This is a genomic window from Proteiniborus sp. MB09-C3, from assembly GCF_030263895.1.
Taxonomy (GTDB): Bacteria; Bacillota; Clostridia; order Tissierellales; family Proteiniboraceae; genus Proteiniborus.
In genome coordinates, this window is the sequence record NZ_CP127161.1 from 1,053,868 (window position 1) to 1,073,486 (window position 19,619).

Below are 19,619 nucleotides of genomic sequence, written 5' to 3' on the forward strand. Positions count from 1 at the left end.
CATATTCAGGCGGTGTTAATATTGGAATATATAGATAAGCTTCTAAATGGAGACAAGAGAACCTGTGCTCGTCTAATCTCTATAGTAGAAAATAATGAAGAAGAAGCGAAAAATATAATTAAAAATATATATAAGTATACAGGTAAAGCTCATGTAATAGGTATAACAGGCCCCCCTGGCGGGGGCAAAAGTACCCTCACTGATAAGCTTGCAAAAGAGCTTAGAAACAAGGGCAAAACTGTTGGAATAATAGCTATAGACCCTACAAGTCCATTTACTGGTGGAGCTATACTTGGTGATAGGATAAGAATGCAGGATTTGGCTACAGACCCAGGTGTATTTATTAGGAGCATGGGTACTAGGGGATATTTAGGTGGATTATCAAAGGCTACCCAAAGTGCAGTGAAGATACTAGATGTATATGGAGCTGATTACATAATTATAGAAACAGTAGGGGTAGGTCAATCTGAGATAGATATAGTGAAAAATGCAGATACTGTTGTTATGGTTATGGTGCCAGGCCTTGGAGATGATATTCAGGCAATAAAAGCTGGAGTAATGGAAATCGGAGATATATTTGCAATAAATAAAAGCGATTTAGACGGAGCAGCTAGAACAGCTGCCGAAGTAAAAGCAATGCTTGATATGGGGCCTCGAAAGGATAGAAGGCCTCCTATAGTACAAGTTGTAGCTAGTTTAAACAAAGGAATAGATGGCTTGCTTGATGAGATAATGAATCATATGGAGTATTTAATAGACTCAGGAGAACTTAAGAATAGAAGAGAAGATAACATTAGAATGGAAATTATAAAGCTAATTGAAACAGAGATTATGAGGATAGTTCTACAAAAATCTCAAACAGACCGAGCCTTAGAAAAAGCAACCTCAGAAGTAGTAGATAGAAAAACAGATCCTTTTAGTGCCTCTGAATCCATAATGAAATTATTTTCAAAAAATGTATAGAAAATATTTAGGAGGGGAAGAGATGGTAAAAAAGGTAGATCATATAGGTATAGCAGTTAGTAATCTTGATGAAGCTTTAAAGTTTTATGAGGAAGTATTAGGTATGAAGCTTCAAGGAATAGAAGTAGTGGAGGAGCAAAAAGTAAAGGTTGCATTTCTTCCAATAGGAGATACAGAAATAGAATTATTAGAGTCAACTGATAAGGAGGGACCTATTGCAAAATTTATAGAAAAAAAAGGCGAAGGAATACAACATATTGCATATAGAGTAGATGACATAGAAAAAGAATTAGAAGAAATGAGACTAAAAGGTATAAGACTAATAGATGAAAAACCTAGGTATGGAGCTGGGGGAGCTAAGATAGCTTTTCTACATCCCAAAAGTACAAATGGTGTACTAATAGAGCTTTGTCAAAGGGATTAATTTAATTAATATTAAAATATATCTAAAATACGATTGCACAGTCAATCAGGGTAAGGAGGGTCTTTAAATGTCAACCATCAAGTTAGACCAGCTACGTTTAGCTAAAGAAAAAATAGCTGAAGGAGGCGGTAAAGACAGAATTGAAAAGCAACACGAAAAAGGTAAATTAACAGCAAGAGAAAGATTAAATCTATTATTCGATGAAGGAAGCTTCATAGAAATAGATGCGTTTGTAGAACACAGATGTACAAACTTTGGTATGGAAAAGACAAAGGCACCAGGAGAAGGAGTAGTATCAGGCTACGGAACAGTAAATGGAAGACTAGCATATGCATATGCTCAGGACTTTACAGTAATAGGTGGTTCACTAGGAGAAATGCACGCAGCTAAGATTTGTAAAGTACAAGACATGGCATTAAAAATGGGAGCACCATTAATAGGATTTAACGATTCAGGAGGAGCAAGAATACAAGAAGGAGTAGACGCACTAGCAGGCTACGGAAACATATTCTACAGAAATACAATAGCATCAGGAGTAATCCCACAAATATCAGTAATCATGGGACCATGTGCAGGAGGAGCAGTATACTCACCAGCCCTAACAGACTTCATATTCATGACAGACAAAACAAGCATGATGTTCATAACAGGACCACAAGTAATAAAAACAGTAACAGGAGAAAACGTAACACAAGAAGAACTAGGTGGAGCAATGACACACAATAGCACAAGCGGAGTAGCACATTTTATAGATAGGACAGAACAAGAAACAATAGAAAGAGTCAAACTACTTTTAAGCTACTTACCATCAAACAACCTAGAAGATGCTCCAGCATTTGATACAGGAGATGACCTAAATAGATTAGAAGAAAAGCTAAATGACATAATACCAGACAATCCAAACAAACCATATGATATGAAAGAAATAATAGCATCATTAGCAGACAATGGAAACTTCCTTGAAGTACAACCATACTATGCACAAAACATATTAACAGGATATATAAGACTAAATGGAAAGTCAATAGGAGTAATAGCAAGCCAACCAAAAGTATTAGCAGGCTGCTTAGATATAAACGCATCAGACAAAGCAGCAAGATTCATAAGAACATGTGATGCATTTAACATACCATTACTAACACTAGTAGACGTACCAGGATTTTTACCAGGAACAGACCAAGAATACGGAGGAATAATCAGACACGGAGCAAAAATGTTATATGCATACAGCGAAGCAACAGTACCAAAAGTAACAGTAATAACAAGAAAAGCATATGGCGGAGCATATATAGCAATGTGCTCAAGACACCTAAATGCAGATATGGTATTAGCATGGCCAACAGCAGAAATAGCAGTAATGGGGCCAGAAGGAGCAGCAAATATAATATTTAAAAACGATATAGAAAAAGCAAAAGACCCAGCAGCAATGAGAGCAGAAAAGATAAAAGAATATAGAGACACAGTATCCAACCCATATATAGCAGCAGCAAGAGGATACGTAGACGACGTAATAGAGCCACAAACAACAAGACAGAGAATAATAAGCGCATTTGATATGCTAGCAAGCAAGCGTCAAAGCTTACCATCAAAAAAACACGGCAATATGCCTTTATAAAGAGGTGATATGAATGGTTTTTCCAGAGATAATAACATTAAATGACTCATTAGTCATAACAGCATTTAGTATGCTATTAGTATTTGCTGCTTTAATAGCATTATCATATACAATAGATGGATTCAGAGTACTTGCACATAGCTTAGAAAAAAAAAATAGAAATGTAGCAGAACCTGCAAGAGAAGCAAACAAACAAGTAGTTAGCCCTGTAGTAGAGAAAACAACAAACCAAGAAGATGATTTAGAACTAGTAGCAGTAATAACAGCAAGTATAGCAGCCATGCTATCAAGACCAGCAAATAGCATAGTAGTTAGAAACATAGTAAGAGTACCTCAGACCACACCAGTATGGGGCAGTGTATCAAGACAAGAAATGATAAATAAATAATTATATACAAAACAAATTATTAAGAGATATAAGGAGGCATTATAATGAAGAAATTTATAGTAAATGTGAACGGAAAAAGCTACGAAGTAGAAGTAGAAGAAATAGGCGGACAAGTACAACAAACAACACCAAGCCCAGCACCAGCAGCACAACCAGTACCACAAGCAGCACCACAACCAAAAGCAGAAACAAAACCAGCACAAGCAGTACCACAAGGAGCAGAAGTAGTAGAAGCACCAATGCCAGGAACAATACTAGACATAAAAGTTAATCAAGGAGACACAGTTAAAAAAGGACAAGTACTACTAATACTAGAAGCAATGAAAATGGAAAACGAAATAATGGCACCTAGAGATGGAAAAGTTACAGCAGTAAACACATCAAAAGGATCATCAGTTAACGTAGGAGATCCGCTAGTTTCATTAGAATAAGCAAAAAACATGTCCGAAAGAGAGGTTTTTTAGATGTTTTTAGAAATGTTGAAAGGTTTCTGGGCAAGCACAGGCTTCGCCGCTTTGACACCAGGTCATCTAATAATGCTTACAATTTCGTTAGTATTAATTTACCTAGCGATTAGAAAAGGATTTGAGCCACTACTACTATTGCCAATAGCATTCGGAATGCTACTAGCAAACTTACCACTAGGTGGACTTACAGATGGACCAATAGTAGAGATAATAAGAGATCCAAATACAGGAGAATTAGTTTCACAAACTAAGCAAGTAGGAGGACTACTATACTACTTATACCAAGGAGTAAAGCTAGGAATATATCCACCACTAATATTCTTAGGAGTAGGAGCAATGACAGACTTCGGCCCACTAATAGCAAACCCAAGAAGCATACTATTAGGAGCAGCAGCACAATTTGGAATATTCTTCACATTCGTAGGAGCAATAGTACTAGGCTTCACAGGACCAGAAGCAGCCTCCATAGGAATAATAGGAGGAGCAGACGGACCAACAGCATTATATCTAACAAGTAAGCTAGCACCACACTTACTAGGACCAATAGCCGTAGCAGCATACTCATATATGGCATTAGTACCAATAATACAACCACCAATAATGAGAGCATTAACAACCAAAAAAGAAAGACAAGTTAAGATGGAACAACTAAGACCAGTATCAAAAACAGAAAGAATACTATTCCCAATAGTAGTAACAATGCTAGTATCACTACTACTACCATCAGCAGCAGCACTAGTAGGCTTTCTAATGCTAGGAAACCTAATAAGAGAAAGTGGAGTAGTAGAAAGACTATCAAAAACAGCCCAAAACGAATTAATGAACATAATAGTAATATTCCTAGGAATAACAGTAGGAGCAACAGCAACAGCAGAAGCATTCTGGAACTTAGGAACATTAAAAATAATAGCACTAGGACTAATAGCATTCTCAATAGGAACAGCAGCAGGAGTAATATTTGGAAAGATAATGTACAAGCTAACAGGAGGAAAAGTAAACCCACTAATAGGAGCAGCAGGAGTATCAGCAGTACCAATGGCAGCCAGAGTAGCACAAAAAGTAGGACAAGAAGAAAACCCATCAAACTTCCTACTAATGCATGCAATGGGACCAAACGTAGCAGGAGTAATAGGGTCAGCAGTAGCAGCAGGAGCACTTTTGATGTTTTTCGGTGGCTAAAATGCAGGGACGCCCATTGGGCGTCCTTAACTATTTTTTGAATAACTAATGATTTTATTATAAAATTGTTTTATTATATATGTAGGAAGCGATGTCACATTGCTCTGAATATCGTAGAGTGGAACGCCACATCAAACTGTGTGAAAGCTGTAATACTGAGATGGTAGTATAGGCTTCATTTACGAAGAGCTATCCATGAAGGAACTTTAATGGAAAATGATTTTCACACAATCTGCTGTTGCTCAACAAGCATAGAAAGGCGGTTACAAATTGAAAGAAAAAATACTAAAACTACTTAAGGACAACAAAAACGAATTTGTCTCTGGTCAAGAGATTAGTGAGCAATTAAACGTAAGCAGAACTGCTATTTGGAAATATATTAATGGTTTAAAAGAAGAAGGCTATGAGATAGAGTCTGTATCCAGAAAAGGACACATGCTTTTGTCAACGCCTGATATTCTTAATTACGAAGAAATATCTGAGTATTTGAGTACTCAACATATTGGCAGAGAAATATTTTATTATGATTCAATAGATTCTACAAACATAAAAGCTAAAGAACTTGTCTATAACAATGAAGGTCATGGAACTGTAGTCATAGCTGAAGAACAAACTCATGGAAGAGGAAGGCTTGGAAGAGACTGGTCATCTCCTAATAGGAAAGGCATATGGATGTCTATTATTCTCAAGCCACAAATAGAGCCGCAAGATGCAGCTAAAATCACTCAGATTGCTGCTGCTGCAGTATGGAAGGCAATTAATCAAATAGGAGTGATAACACAAATAAAATGGCCTAATGATATAGTTCTCAATGGCAAAAAAGTCTGTGGTATATTGACCGAAATGAGCGGAGAATTAAATAGATTAAATTATTTAGTAGTAGGCATTGGAATCAATGCTAATATAGACAATGATGAATTTCCAAAGAAAATCCTAAATATGGCTACATCACTAAAAAATGAAACAGGTAAGGAGATTAATAGAAGAGAATTAGTGGCTCTCATACTAAATAATTTTGAAGCTTTATATAATAAACTTATTAATGACAATAGCACAGAAGAAGCAATAAAAATATGTAAGGAAAACTCAGCTCTTATTGGGAAAAATGTTAGATTGATCATAAAGGGAGAGGAAAAAGAAGCCAAGGCCATAGATATTAACGAAGATGGCGAGCTAATAGTTAAAGACAAGGAAGGCAATATATCTAAAGTAATTTCTGGAGAAGTATCAGTGAGAGGACTATACGGATATATTTAAAATATGAAAAAAAATATATATTATTGCACATATGTATAAAAGTTGCTAAAATGAAATTGTAATGTAGCCAGTATCCTCTAGGAATTGGACTACATTGCTGTAAATATAATTTATAATAATTCGACTGGTATCCTTTAAGGAACTAGAGCGGGAGGCGATTTTAATGTCAAATGTTTTTGCAAAGTCATCTTTTAATGTTAGGAAGATGGCCATCGTGGGGGTGCTTGGCGCCATTTCAGCAGTGTTAGGTATGACTCCAATAGGATTTATACCAGTAGGGCCTACAAATGCAACTATAATGCACATACCAGTAATTATTGGGGCCATAGTAGAAGGCCCAATAGTAGGTATGCTTGTTGGGCTCATATTTGGTGTTTTTAGCTTAATTAGAGCTATTACTACACCAACAGTCATATCACCAGTGTTTTATAATCCATTAGTATCTATACTACCAAGAGTGTTGATAGGACTAGTATCCTATTATACATTTGTAGCTGTTAGAAAGATGAATAAAAAAACTTCCGTGTTTATCTTGATTAGTATCTGGACAGCAGTGCTAGCTTATTTATCTTTCTCATTTGTAAAGAACATAGGAGTATATTCATCAGGAAGCATTAGTCTAGGAAGGCTGATATTTAGCGGGGCTTTGGTGCTTTTTACCTTATTTATTGGTGTGATATCCTATAAAAAGCTAAATTACAATGCACTAGATGTAATGCTAAGTACTATATTAGGAACTCTTACTAATACAGTAGGGGTTTTAGGTATGATATATGTGTTCTATGGCAGATGGTTTGTGGAGATGATGGGTGGAGACCCTGATTTAGCAGGAAAGGTGATTTTAGGAGTTGGAATAGCCAACGGAATACCAGAGATTATAATTGCCGTCATAATAGTTACAAGTGTAATATTAGGAATGAGAAAACAATCAAAGTAAGAATGATATAAAACAACTTCGGATTCTCGAAGATTATATTTTACAAAAGTAGGTGGGACAATGATTTTAGTATGTGATGTAGGAAACACTAATGCGGTTCTTGGGGTTTTTCAGGGAGAAAAGCTACTTAAGGACTGGAGAATATCAACTGATAAAGATAAGACCTCAGATGAATATGGGATTATTATTGACCAGCTGTTTAAATATAATGGGTTAAATATAGAGGATGTAGAGGGTGTAATAATATCATCTGTTGTCCCTAATCTAATGCATACACTACAAGCAGTGAGTATAAAATACCTCAATAAAGAAGCCCTAATAGTGGGACCGGGAATAAAAACTGGTGTAAACATTAAATATGATAATCCTAGAGAAGTCGGAGCAGATAGAATAGTAAATGCAGTTGCAGCCTATGAAAAATATGGCGGGCCAATAATTATAGTAGATTTTGGAACAGCGACAACCTTTTGTGCTATATCGAAAGATGGAGAATACGAAGGTGGTATTATATCTCCTGGTATAATAATCTCAAGTGAAGCATTGTTCCAAAAAACTGCGAAGCTTCCTAAAATAGAAATAGTGAAGCCAGAAAAAGTAATCAATAAAAATACGGTAAGTAGCTTGCAGTCAGGGATTATATATGGATATGTGGGATTAGTAGACTATATAGTCAAGAGAATGAAAGCAGAGATGAGTGACGAAGTAAAAGCTGTAATAGCAACAGGAGGACTATCAACCTTAATTGCAAGCGAATCAGAAACCATAACTAATATAGATAGAATGCTTACTCTTGAAGGACTGAGAATGATATACGAAAAAAACAAGTAGCTTAAGCTACTTGTTTTTTTATGACCTAACCCAATTTTCTGAATGTTTCTATCAGCAAATAAATTTGTGTTGCGGGATTAATGTATTAATATGGATATAATAAAGAAAGAAAAAGGAATATAATGAGTTATAGAATTATTCATGTCCGAAATCGTGAGCATTTATTTCATTATACTTTAGATGCTGGTGACAATATACAGGGAGTGATAAGTTGAAAATAGGTAATATTGAGATAAAAAATAGAGTTTTTCTAGCTCCTATGGCTGGGGTTACAGATGTGATTTTCAGAGTAATATGCAAACAAATGGGGGCAGGACTTGTATATAGTGAAATGGTAAGTGCAAAAGGACTTTATTATAAGGATAAAAAAACAGAAGAGCTAATGATTATAGATGAAAGAGAAAGACCTTCAGTTTTACAGATATTTGGCTCTGATGTAGAAGTCATGAAAAGCGTTGTATATAATAACCTAAATAAAAGAAATGATATAGATATTGTAGACATCAACATGGGTTGTCCAACTCCTAAAATAGTGAAAAATGGAGATGGAAGCGCATTGATGAAAGAACCTAAATTAATTGGAAAAATTGTAAAAGAAGTTACGGAGGTCTCTAATAAACCTATTACAGTAAAAATTAGAGCGGGTTGGGATGATTCGAGTATAAATGCAGTGGATATTGCTAAAATTATAGAAGATAGTGGAGCCAGTGCAATAGCAGTTCATGGCAGAACTAGAGAACAGTTTTATTCTGGGGCTGCCGACTGGAATATAATAAAGAAAGTAAAAGAAAGTACAACAATACCTATTATAGGAAATGGAGATATTTGCTTACCTGAAGATGGGCTTAGGATGATAGAACAGACAGGCTGCGATGCAATAATGATAGGTAGAGGCAGTAGGGGTAATCCTTGGCTATTTAAGAGAACTGTAGCTCTATTAGAAAATGGAACTCATATTCCATTGCCTTTACCGTCAGAGCGACTAGATGTGTGTTTAGAACATTTAAGGGCATTATGTAAATTAAAAGGGGATAGAATAGGGATTAAAGAAATGAGAAAGCATATTGCATGGTATATTAAAGGTATGAGAGATTCAGCAGAAGTAAAAAATAAAATAAATACAATAGCTGATAGAGAACAGATGGAAAGGGAGCTTTTAAACTATAAAGAACTAATAAGGGAAAATTAGTCAGGGGAGGTATTGGGATGAAGAGAGTAGTTAGTATTAGTATCGGTTCATCTAGAAGAAATCACAGGGTAGAGACTAATATACTGGGTCAGGACATAATAATTGAAAGAATAGGCACAGACGGAGATAAGAAGAAGGCAATACAGCTTATCAAGGATATGGACGGAAAAGTAGATGCCTTTGGATTAGGTGGAATAGATATTTATCTAAGATGTAAAGATAAAAGATATATAATTAAGGATTCGATTCCACTAAAACAAGCTGCTTCTAAAACACCAATTTTAGATGGAACTTTTTTAAAAGATACTCTGGAAAGAAGAATAATAAGACTCATAAATAGAGAAGATATTGTAAGTTTAAAGAATAAAAAAGTTTTAATTACATCAGCACTAGATAGATATGGTATGGCCAATGCTTTTGAGGAACATGGAAGCTGTATTATATACGGAGACATAATATTTGCCTTAGGAATACCTTTAGAGATTAAGTCATATAATACCTTATACAATATCGCAAGAATCATAGCCCCACTAATACTAAAGCTGCCTTTTCATATGTTGTATCCTACTGGAAAGAGCCAAGATGCTGTTCCTAACAATAAGTTCAACAGGTTTTTTCAAGAAGCAGATATTATAGCAGGAGACTATTTGTATATAAAAAAATATATGCCAGAAACTATGGAAGGAAAAATAATTATTACAAATACAATTACATCAAGCGATATTGAAGATTTAGCAAAAAGAGGAGTAAAGCTTTTAGTCACTACCACACCTGAATTCAATGGAAGATCCTTTGGAACAAATGTAATAGAGGCGGCAATAGTGGCGTTATCTGGGAGAAATCCCGAGAATATGGAGAGCAAGGATTTTGAAAAGCTGCTAGATGAATTAGAGTTTAGACCTAGAATAGAGTATCTTAGTGGGAGAAATAATACTTCTTCATCGAATAATATAATATTGGAAGGGGATAGGAGGGTGTCAGGGTAAATTTATATATGTTTTAGAACCAAATGACTATAACAATTATTTGAGAAAAGGAATATTGAAGCACATACCTGATAACATTTTTTTATTGTTTCAGAAGAGAATAAAACCTAAAATAGTGTGTAATATTGAGAGAGATAAAGGAAATACTGTTTGTGGGTATGCAGCTGGAATTTTTATAACATATAAAAATTTATCTAAGTCAGAATATTTATCAAGGCTCATTAGTGCATTAAACCTAATTAAAACAGAAGATGCAGAAAATTTAATAATAGAAAGGATGCAAACTCTTTCTCAGGAAGATATTAAAGAGATAGAAGATAAATGTGGACTAAAGGTTCTAAAAGGCAGAAGTGAGATTATAAACTGTATTTTATATGTATTGAAAGAAATATGCAAATTAAGAAACCAATTATTAAATGATAAAGAAATGTTAATAATTAGTGATGATACAATTTTAACTGAAAAACTAGCTATTGATAGTGCAAAAGATTTAAGGTTTTTGACTATTATGAGTAAGGATATGGCTTTTGGCGAGAAATTAGGGAAAAAAGTATTAATTGAAACAGGACTATCGCTTCAATTGATAGGAAAAATAGATAAAGGAGTTCAAAATTTTGATATAATTATTAACATGGTTTCTGACGCAAAATTAGATACATATAATATTAAAAGAGGTACAATTATAATTGATGTTAGCGTAGGAAGAATACTTGAGTCTATAAATAGCAATAGAAAAGATTTAATAGTAATAACAGATTTATTATTTAGAAATAGTGGAATACTTAAAAGTAATCCTGAAACTTTTTCATTTGGAGAAAAAGTTTCTTCATATATCTATGAAGGCATAAAAAACCAGGATTATATTAATCCAATAGAACTTAGAGCCAATGGAAAGAATTATAAAATCAAAGAGCTTGTGGATATTTATTATGGTAGAAAGCGTAACAAATCCGTATTTTTATCAAAGTAAATATATGTTTTGATATACTCTTGACAATGAATGATTACTAAATTATAATAGTCATCATAAATAAAGGGTAGGCACTGTAAGATACTTACGGTGCTTCTTGTTTAACGTGGATTAAAGCGGTACTACTAGATATAATTGTTTTATAAAAATATATATTGCGATAAACATGATTGAAATTATATTGATAAATTAATTAGGAAAATGTTTCTATAACAAATCTTTTATAAAGGAGAGAGGGAAATGACAGAAAAAGAAATCTTTTTAACTGCTGAGGGGCTAAAAAAGATAGAGGAAGAATATGATGAGCTGAGAACAATTAGGAGAAAAGAAGTAGCTGATAGGATAAAGCAAGCGCTAGCTTTTGGAGATATAAGCGAGAACTCAGAATATGATGAAGCTAAAAATGAACAGGCTCGTTTAGAAGAACGTATTGCTAAACTTGAAAGGACATTAAGAAATGCTAGAGTAATAGACGATGAAGATATATCAGCTGAGATAGTGAGTATTGGCTCAAGAGTAACTGTTAAAGATATTGAATTTAATGAGGAAATCCAATATACAATAGTTGGTTCTGCAGAGGCAGATCCATATGAAGAAAGAATTTCTAATGAATCTCCAGTAGGAAGGGCCTTGATTGGAAGAAAAGCTGGTGATATAGTAGAAGTACAAGTTCCAGATGGAGTAATAAAGTACGAAATAGTATCTATTAGCAGATAACTATAGTACAAGGAATGTACTAGGAGGGGTTCAAATGATTAATGAGGAAAATAACCTTAATGAATTGCTACTTATTAGAAGAGAAAAACTAAAGAATTTAAGGGAAATAGGCAAAGACCCGTTTCTAATAGAAAAGTATAGCGTAACAGATTATAGCAGCAAAATCAAAGAGAATTTTGATGAAATGGAAGGTAAAGAAGTATCCGTGGCTGGAAGGATTATGACAAAAAGAGGCCATGGTAAGGCTAGCTTTGCAGATATACAAGACAGTGAAGGCAGGATACAGATATTTTTAAAGGTAGATATTGTAGGACAGGAAGACTATGAACTGTTTAGCACCTATGACATAGGGGACATAGTTGGAGTAAAAGGAGAAGTATTTAAGACGAAGACTGGAGAGATTTCCATAAAGGCTGCGGAAGTCGTTTTATTATCAAAATCTCTACAAATTTTACCAGAAAAATTTCATGGATTGAAAGATCCTGATTTAAGATATAGGCAAAGATATGTTGACCTAATAATGAATCCAGAGGTAAAACAAACATTCATAAAGAGAAATAGAATAATTAAAGCCATAAGAAGATTTTTAGATGATAGAGGATATTTAGAGGTGGAGACACCGATACTTACTACAGTTGCTGGTGGAGCAGCAGCCAAGCCCTTCCTTACTCATCATAATACCTTAGATTTAGATATGCAGTTAAGGATAGCAAATGAGCTCTATCTAAAAAGGCTTATAGTAGGTGGCTTTGATAAGGTCTACGAAATGGGAAAAATGTTTAGAAATGAAGGTATATCTATTAAACATAATCCGGAATTTACAAATATAGAATTATATTCAGCCTATGAAGATTATGAAGGTATGATGAAAATAACAGAAGAGCTAGTTGCATATTGTGCAGAAGAAGTAAATGGCACTACTGTAGTAAACTATCAAGGAACAGAAATAGATTTTAAACCACCTTGGAAGAGAGCATCTATGCACGACCTAGTTAAAGAGAAAACTGGTGTGGATTTTTATACTTTAGAAAGTGATGAAGAAGCTAGGAAGGTTGCAAAGGAACAACTGCATCTAGAAGTTGAAAGTCATATGACAAAGGGACATCTTGTAAATTTAGCATTTGAAGAGTTTTGCGAAAAAGATTTGATGCAGCCAACCTTTATATTGCACCATCCTGTAGAAGTTTCGCCATTAGCAAAGAGAAACCCAGACAATCCTTTAATTACAAATAGATTTGAAGCTTTTGCTAATACATGGGAGATAGCTAATGCTTTCTCAGAATTAAATGATCCAATTGATCAAAAAGAAAGATTCGAAGAACAGCTTAGACAACGTGAATCAGGTGATGAAGAAGCACATCCAATGGACGAAGACTTCATCAATGCTTTAGAGGTAGGGCTTCCACCTACAGGCGGGCTGGGAATAGGCGTAGATAGATTAATAATGCTTCTTACTAACGCAGCATCTATTAGAGATATAATATTGTTCCCTACAATGAAGCCAATAGATAAGTAGTGAATGAAAGTACCCTTATGGGTCTGAAATTAAAATTTAATAGGTGAAACTATAGTTACTTTGTTTAAAACACATGTGATGTAGAAAAGCATCATATGTGTTTTTGTTTTTCTGATCATTTTTATATTAAAATTGGTTGTTGACATAGTATAAATTACATGGTATATTAGTAATTGCCCTAAAAAACAGGGAGAAAATAAAAAGCAAAAAAGTAGTTGACTAAGAATAAAAAATGTGTTATATTAATAAAGTCGTCACCAAACGACAGAGTAAAAAACACAAAAAAAGTTTTTAAAAAAGTGTTGACAAATAAGATTGAAAATGCTAAACTATAAAAGTTGTCTCTAGTAAATCTTCTCAAAGAGGATCTTAACGAAGGATGACAAAATTGGTCCTAATGGACACTCATAACAATAGCCCTAACGGGCGAAATAATAGTTGGTCTTTGAAAACTGAACAGTGAGAAGTCACAAGCAAACATCCAAAATTTCAAATTTTGAGATACGCTTAAAAATACATGTCAACGTCATAACGAGTGACAGGAAAACAAAAGCTTTTATATGAGAGTTTGATCCTGGCTCAGGATGAACGCTGGCGGCGTGCTTAACACATGCAAGTCGAACGAACTATATTAATGGAAGTCTTCGGATTGAAATTAATATAGTTAGTGGCGGACGGGTGAGTAACGCGTGGGAAACCTGCCCTATACAGGGGGATAGCCTCGGGAAACCGGGATTAATACCCCATGAAGCTCAAGTATCGCATGATACGTGAGTCAAAGATTTATCGGTATGGGATGGTCCCGCGTCTGATTAGCTAGTTGGTGAGGTAACGGCTCACCAAGGCGACGATCAGTAGCCGGCCTGAGAGGGTGAACGGCCACACTGGAACTGAGACACGGTCCAGACTCCTACGGGAGGCAGCAGTGGGGAATATTGCACAATGGGGGAAACCCTGATGCAGCGACGCCGCGTGAGCGAAGAAGGCCTTCGGGTCGTAAAGCTCTGTCCTAAGGGAAGAAACGGACGGTACCTTAGGAGGAAGCCCCGGCTAACTACGTGCCAGCAGCCGCGGTAATACGTAGGGGGCGAGCGTTATCCGGAATTACTGGGCGTAAAGGGTGCGTAGGCGGCCTTTTAAGTCAGATGTGAAAGGCTACGGCTTAACCGTAGTTAGCATTTGAAACTAAAGGGCTTGAGTGCAGGAGAGGAGAGTGGAATTCCTAGTGTAGCGGTGAAATGCGTAGATATTAGGAGGAACACCAGTGGCGAAGGCGACTCTCTGGACTGCAACTGACGCTGATGCACGAAAGCGTGGGTAGCGAACAGGATTAGATACCCTGGTAGTCCACGCCGTAAACGATGAGTGCTAGGTGTTGGTGGAGACATCCATCAGTGCCGCAGCTAACGCATTAAGCACTCCGCCTGGGGAGTACGGTCGCAAGACTGAAACTCAAAGGAATTGACGGGGACCCGCACAAGCAGCGGAGCATGTGGTTTAATTCGACGCAACGCGAAGAACCTTACCAGGGCTTGACATCCCTCTGATCGGATTAGAGATAATCCTTTATCTTCGGATACAGAGGAGACAGGTGGTGCATGGTTGTCGTCAGCTCGTGTCGTGAGATGTTGGGTTAAGTCCCGCAACGAGCGCAACCCTTGCCTTTAGTTGATAACAGGTAAAGCTGATAACTCTAGAGGGACTGCCGGTGACAAACCGGAGGAAGGTGGGGATGACGTCAAATCATCATGCCCCTTATGTCCTGGGCTACACACGTGCTACAATGGTCGGTACAACGGGAAGCAAGACTGTGAAGTTAAGCAAATCCCAATAAGCCGATCCCAGTTCGGATTGTAGGCTGCAACTCGCCTACATGAAGTCGGAGTTGCTAGTAATCGCGAATCAGCACGTCGCGGTGAATGCGTTCCCGGGTCTTGTACACACCGCCCGTCACACCATGAGAGTCGGTAACACCCGAAGCCAGTGAGCTAACCGAAAGGAGGCAGCTGTCGAAGGTGGGATCGATGATTGGGGTGAAGTCGTAACAAGGTAGCCGTATCGGAAGGTGCGGCTGGATCACCTCCTTTCTAAGGAGAAGTACCTTTTCACTGTTCAGTTTTGAGAGGCTAACAAAGTCTTTCAACTTAATTGACAACACAGGTTGTCAACTTGTACCTTGAAAACTACACAGCGTAAGAAAGTTTTAAAATCAAGACAGAATTGATAAATAAAGCTACAATTTTTAACTGGTCAAGATACTAAGAGCATAGGGTGAATGCCTTGGCACTAGGAGCCGAAGAAGGACGGGATAAGCACCGAAATGCTACGGGGAGTCGCAAGTAGACATAGATCCGTAGATATCCGAATGGGGAAACCCACCTAAGGAGAACCTTAGGAATCATCTACTGAATCCATAGGTAGATAGAAGGCAGACCAGGGGAACTGAAACATCTAAGTACCCTGAGGAAGAGAAAGAAACATCGATTCCCTAAGTAGCGGCGAGCGAACGGGGAAGAGCCCAAACCAGTAGAGGTAACTTTACTGGGGTTGCGGACCAGCATAACGGTAGGGAAAATCTATAGTAGAAGAGGTCTGGAAAGGCCCACCACAGAAGGTGAAAGTCCAGTATACGAAATAGATAACCCACCAGCTGAGATCCAGAGTACCACGAGACACGAGAAACCTTGTGGGAAGCAGGGGGGCCCACCCCCCAAGGCTAAATACTACCTAGTGACCGATAGAGAATAGTACCGTGAGGGAAAGGTGAAAAGAACCCCGGAGGGGAGTGAAAAAGAACCTGAAACCCTATGTTTACAAGCAGTGGAAGTTCTATATATGAACGACCGCGTACTTTTTGTAGAACGGGCCAACGAGTTACGATATGCAGCAAGGTTAAGTACTTAAGGTATGGAGCCGTAGGGAAACCGAGTCTAAATAGGGCGATTAAGTTGCATGTCGTAGACCCGAAACCGGGTGACCTACCCATGGGCAGGTTGAAGTTGAGGTAAAACTCAATGGAGGACCGAACCGCTTAGCGTTTAAAAGCTATCGGATGACCTGTGGGTAGCGGTGAAATTCCAATCGAACCCGGATATAGCTGGTTCTCCTCGAAATAGCTTTAGGGCTAGCCTCAAGGAAAGTGACGTGGAGGTAGAGCACTGACTGGTCTAGGGGCGCGCATGCGTTACCAAAACCTATCAAACTCCGAATGCCACAGTCATATACTTGGGAGTCAGACTATGTGAGATAAGTTTCATAGTCAAAAGGGAAACAGCCCAGACCACCATCTAAGGTCCCAAAGTACAAGTTAAGTGGGAAAGGATGTAAGACTACACAGACAACCAGGATGTTGGCTTAGAAGCAGCCACACATTCAAAGAGTGCGTAATAGCTCACTGGTCGAGTGGTCTTGCGCCGAAGATTACCGGGGCTCAAACTAGTCACCGAAGATGTGGGATACGTAAGTATCGGTAGAGGAGCATTGTATACAGGTAGAAGCTATACCGAAAGGAGTAGTGGACAGTATACAAGAGAGAATGTTGGCATGAGTAGCGAGAGGTGAGTGAGAATCTCACCCATCGAAAGCCTAAGGTTTCCTGAGGAAGGCTCGTCCACTCAGGGTTAGTCGGGACCTAAGCCCAGGCCAAAAGGCGTAGGCGATGGACAACAGGTTGAAATTCCTGTACTACCAGAAGGCGCTAAAAGAGAAGGAGTGACGCAGGAGGATAGGTTAAGCACACCGTTGGTTGAGTGTGCCTAAGCAAGTAGGGAGTATCTAAAGGCAAATCCGTAGATACAATATCCTGAGAAGTGATGGGGAGCGAAATACAAGTAGCGAACTAACTGAATCCACACTGCCAAGAAAAGCTTCTATCAAGCCTAAAGGTACCCGTACCGCAAACCGACACAGGTAGGCGAGGAGAGAATCCTAAGATGAGCGGAAGAACTCTTGTTAAGGAACTCGGCAAATTAACCCCGTAACTTCGGGAGAAGGGGTGCCGAGGGAGGTGAAGTGCAAGCCACATAAGCCTCCTTCGGCCGCAGTGAATAGGCCCAGGCGACTGTTTACCAAAAACACAGGTCTCTGCTAAATCGAAAGATGAAGTATAGGGGCTGACACCTGCCCGGTGCTGGAAGGTTAAGGGGAATGCTTAGCGCAAGCGAAGGTAAGAACTTAAGCCCCAGTAAACGGCGGCCGTAACTATAACGGTCCTAAGGTAGCGAAATTCCTTGTCGGGTAAGTTCCGACCCGCACGAAAGGTGTAACGATCTGGGCACTGTCTCAACAAGAGATCCGGTGAAATTGTAGTACTCGTGAAGATGCGAGTTACCCGCGACTAGACGGAAAGACCCCGTGGAGCTTTACTGCAAGCTGACATTGGATTTTGGTATCCTATGTACAGAATAGGTGGGAGACAGAGAAATCAGTGCGCCAGCATTGGTGGAGTCGTCGTTGGGATACCACCCTTATGATACTGAAGTTCTAACCATAGGCCATGAAACTGGTTTTGGGACACTGTCAGTTGGGCAGTTTGACTGGGGCGGTCGCCTCCTAAAAAGTAACGGAGGCGCTCAAAGGTTCCCTCAGCACGGTCGGAAATCGTGCGAAGAGTGTAAAGGCAGAAGGGAGCTTGACTGCGAGACCTACAAGTCGAGCAGGAACGAAAGTTGGACTTAGTGATCCGGTGGCGCCGAGTGGAAGGGCCATCGCTCAACGGATAAAAGCTACCCCGGGGATAACAGGCTTATCTCCCCCAAGAGTCCACATCGACGGGGAGGTTTGGCACCTCGATGTCGGCTCGTCTCATCCTGGAGCTGTAGCAGGTTCCAAGGGTTGGGCTGTTCGCCCATTAAAGAGGCACGCGAGCTGGGTTCAGAACGTCGTGAGACAGTTCGGTCCCTATCTGTCGTGGGCGTAGGAAATTTGAAAGGAGCTGTTCCTAGTACGAGAGGACCGGAATGGACAGACCACTAGTGTATCAGTTGTCCTGCCAAGGGCATGGCTGAGTAGCCAAGTCTGGTAGGGATAAGCGCTGAAGGCATCTAAGCGCGAAGCCCCCCTTAAGAAAAGATTTCCCATCTGGTAAACAGAGTAAGACCCCAGAAAGACTAACTGGTTGATAGGTCGTAGGTGTAAGAGCAGCAATGCTTTAAGCTAAACGATACTAATAGGTCGAGGGCTTGACCAGAAATATGGACGCTGTGTAGTTTTTAAGGTATAAGCCTTAAATTAAATATATGAAGCCTTATTAAATTAGGGCATAAATCCAGTGACAATAGCGAAGGGGTCACACCTGTTCCCATACCGAACACAGAAGTTAAGCCCTTCAGCGCTGATGGTACTTGGTGGGAGACCGCCTGGGAGAGTAGGACGTTGCTGGATTTATTGTTTTTTGGGAAATTAAAACTATGTACAGCCAGTAATATACTCGTGCTGGATTTTTTTATTTTTTGAACATTTTCTCTTTATTCCACATAATACTAGTTGATTTTAAAATAATATGTATTATAATTTAATAAAAAAAGAAATACAATTTAGCAGGATAGTTTTTATATATCATGGTTTTTTATATATTATAAGGGGGGAATATAAGTGAATGGTTTTGAACTATTTTCTGTAGGCATGTCATTTGATGAGTTTGTAAATACCGATACCAGTACTTATAAAGAAAAGACCTTAGAGATTCTTAATTCCATCAGCTTTGAGGATGAATACATAGAAAGAATTAAATCTATTGATAAGGTTATAAACATACTCGTATGTGCTGAAATGTGGTGTCCTGATTGCATGATAAATGTACCTGTATTAGAAAAAATGAAAGAGCTAAATCCAAATATTAATATTTCTATCGTTAAAAAAGATGGAAATGAAGGCTTTTTCAGCAGATATACTCATAATGGAATTGTTAAAGTACCTACTTTTGTTTTTTATGATGAAAACTTTAAAGAATTAGGCAGTTTTGTTGAACATCCAAAAAAAGTAACGGAAGTAGTATCTAAAGGAAATCAACCTAATATAATAGTAACCATGAGGAAATACAGAAAAGGTGAATATGCACAGGAAACTTTAAAAGATATTCTTGAAATAATCTAAAGGAGCAAAAGCTCCTTTTTTGTTTACTAAACATGCTTCCTGAGTAAGTACTCTATTTAATTCATGAGCATCATTAAAGGACGCTTAATC

15 protein-coding genes and 3 rRNA genes are annotated in these 19,619 nt (G+C 37.9%); all 18 read left to right on the forward strand.

The features are described from left to right. Window positions 1-12 precede the first annotated feature (12 nt). The 18 genes from meaB to QO263_RS05045 all read left to right on the forward strand — a co-directional run bounded on the left by meaB (window position 13) and on the right by QO263_RS05045 (window position 19,529). Window positions 13-963 carry a methylmalonyl Co-A mutase-associated GTPase MeaB gene (gene meaB / locus QO263_RS04960; protein WP_285627123.1) on the forward strand — a complete coding sequence of 317 codons (951 nt, stop codon included), beginning with the start codon at window positions 13-15 and terminating at the stop codon, window positions 961-963. Window positions 964-985: 22 nt separating this feature from the next. Then, window positions 986-1,387, forward strand: coding sequence for a methylmalonyl-CoA epimerase (gene mce, locus QO263_RS04965; protein WP_285627126.1), 402 nt, complete (start codon window positions 986-988; stop codon window positions 1,385-1,387). Window positions 1,388-1,454: 67 nt separating this feature from the next. After that, window positions 1,455-3,002: an acyl-CoA carboxylase subunit beta gene (locus tag QO263_RS04970; RefSeq protein WP_285627129.1), complete on the forward strand. Its 1,548-nt coding sequence runs from the start codon at window positions 1,455-1,457 to the stop codon at window positions 3,000-3,002. Window positions 3,003-3,015: 13 nt separating this feature from the next. Then, on the forward strand, window positions 3,016-3,390 hold the full coding sequence (locus QO263_RS04975; protein ID WP_285627132.1) for an OadG family protein: 375 nt from the start codon (window positions 3,016-3,018) through the stop codon (window positions 3,388-3,390). Window positions 3,391-3,434: 44 nt separating this feature from the next. Then, window positions 3,435-3,821, forward strand: a complete 387-nt coding sequence (locus tag QO263_RS04980; protein WP_285627135.1) for a biotin/lipoyl-containing protein — start codon at window positions 3,435-3,437, stop codon at window positions 3,819-3,821. Between the two features lie 33 nt (window positions 3,822-3,854). After that, window positions 3,855-5,036 (forward strand): sodium ion-translocating decarboxylase subunit beta, encoded by a 1,182-nt coding sequence (locus QO263_RS04985; RefSeq protein WP_285627138.1) that lies wholly within the window; start codon window positions 3,855-3,857, stop codon window positions 5,034-5,036. A gap of 270 nt (window positions 5,037-5,306) precedes the next feature. Then, window positions 5,307-6,293, forward strand: a complete 987-nt coding sequence (locus tag QO263_RS04990; protein WP_285627140.1) for a biotin--[acetyl-CoA-carboxylase] ligase — start codon at window positions 5,307-5,309, stop codon at window positions 6,291-6,293. Between the two features lie 163 nt (window positions 6,294-6,456). Then, window positions 6,457-7,230 carry an ECF transporter S component gene (locus tag QO263_RS04995; protein ID WP_285627143.1) on the forward strand — a complete coding sequence of 258 codons (774 nt, stop codon included), beginning with the start codon at window positions 6,457-6,459 and terminating at the stop codon, window positions 7,228-7,230. Between the two features lie 60 nt (window positions 7,231-7,290). Then, the gene (locus QO263_RS05000) at window positions 7,291-8,058 is read left to right on the forward strand and encodes a type III pantothenate kinase (protein ID WP_285627145.1); all 768 of its coding nucleotides are present in this window, start codon (window positions 7,291-7,293) and stop codon (window positions 8,056-8,058) included. A 211-nt stretch (window positions 8,059-8,269) separates the two neighbouring features. Beyond that, on the forward strand, window positions 8,270-9,247 hold the full coding sequence (dusB, locus tag QO263_RS05005) for a tRNA dihydrouridine synthase DusB (RefSeq protein WP_285627147.1): 978 nt from the start codon (window positions 8,270-8,272) through the stop codon (window positions 9,245-9,247). A gap of 17 nt (window positions 9,248-9,264) precedes the next feature. Next, on the forward strand, window positions 9,265-10,233 hold the full coding sequence (locus QO263_RS05010) for a DUF8754 domain-containing protein (RefSeq protein WP_285627149.1): 969 nt from the start codon (window positions 9,265-9,267) through the stop codon (window positions 10,231-10,233). 115 nt (window positions 10,234-10,348) lie between these two features. Then, window positions 10,349-11,203 carry a hypothetical protein gene (locus tag QO263_RS05015; RefSeq protein ID WP_285627152.1) on the forward strand — a complete coding sequence of 285 codons (855 nt, stop codon included), beginning with the start codon at window positions 10,349-10,351 and terminating at the stop codon, window positions 11,201-11,203. A 240-nt stretch (window positions 11,204-11,443) separates the two neighbouring features. Then, window positions 11,444-11,920, forward strand: a complete 477-nt coding sequence (gene greA, locus QO263_RS05020) for a transcription elongation factor GreA (protein WP_285627153.1) — start codon at window positions 11,444-11,446, stop codon at window positions 11,918-11,920. Between the two features lie 34 nt (window positions 11,921-11,954). Next, window positions 11,955-13,436, forward strand: coding sequence for a lysine--tRNA ligase (gene lysS, locus QO263_RS05025; RefSeq protein ID WP_285627155.1), 1,482 nt, complete (start codon window positions 11,955-11,957; stop codon window positions 13,434-13,436). 556 nt (window positions 13,437-13,992) lie between these two features. Then, window positions 13,993-15,523, forward strand: a 16S ribosomal RNA gene (locus QO263_RS05030). Between the two features lie 161 nt (window positions 15,524-15,684). Beyond that, window positions 15,685-18,624 (forward strand): 23S ribosomal RNA (locus tag QO263_RS05035). 77 nt (window positions 18,625-18,701) lie between these two features. After that, window positions 18,702-18,818 (forward strand): 5S ribosomal RNA (gene rrf / locus QO263_RS05040). The 16S, 23S and 5S rRNA genes sit together here, the layout of an rRNA operon. Before the next feature lie 210 nt (window positions 18,819-19,028). After that, window positions 19,029-19,529, forward strand: a complete 501-nt coding sequence (locus tag QO263_RS05045; RefSeq protein WP_285627157.1) for a thioredoxin family protein — start codon at window positions 19,029-19,031, stop codon at window positions 19,527-19,529. The last annotated feature ends 90 nt before the right edge of the window (window positions 19,530-19,619 follow it).

Bases quoted from the DNA above. Each gene is read 5' to 3' on its own strand.
- mce (WP_285627126.1), top strand. From the start codon at position 986: ATGGTAAAAAAGGTAGATCATATAGGTATAGCAGTTAGTAATCTTGAT.
- QO263_RS04970 (WP_285627129.1), top strand. From the start codon at position 1,455: ATGTCAACCATCAAGTTAGACCAGCTACGTTTAGCTAAAGAAAAAATA.
- QO263_RS04975 (WP_285627132.1), top strand. From the start codon at position 3,016: ATGGTTTTTCCAGAGATAATAACATTAAATGACTCATTAGTCATAACA.
- QO263_RS04980 (WP_285627135.1), top strand. From the start codon at position 3,435: ATGAAGAAATTTATAGTAAATGTGAACGGAAAAAGCTACGAAGTAGAA.
- QO263_RS04985 (WP_285627138.1), top strand. From the start codon at position 3,855: ATGTTTTTAGAAATGTTGAAAGGTTTCTGGGCAAGCACAGGCTTCGCC.
- QO263_RS04995 (WP_285627143.1), top strand. From the start codon at position 6,457: ATGTCAAATGTTTTTGCAAAGTCATCTTTTAATGTTAGGAAGATGGCC.
- QO263_RS05000 (WP_285627145.1), top strand. From the start codon at position 7,291: ATGATTTTAGTATGTGATGTAGGAAACACTAATGCGGTTCTTGGGGTT.
- QO263_RS05010 (WP_285627149.1), top strand. From the start codon at position 9,265: ATGAAGAGAGTAGTTAGTATTAGTATCGGTTCATCTAGAAGAAATCAC.
- greA (WP_285627153.1), top strand. From the start codon at position 11,444: ATGACAGAAAAAGAAATCTTTTTAACTGCTGAGGGGCTAAAAAAGATA.
- lysS (WP_285627155.1), top strand. From the start codon at position 11,955: ATGATTAATGAGGAAAATAACCTTAATGAATTGCTACTTATTAGAAGA.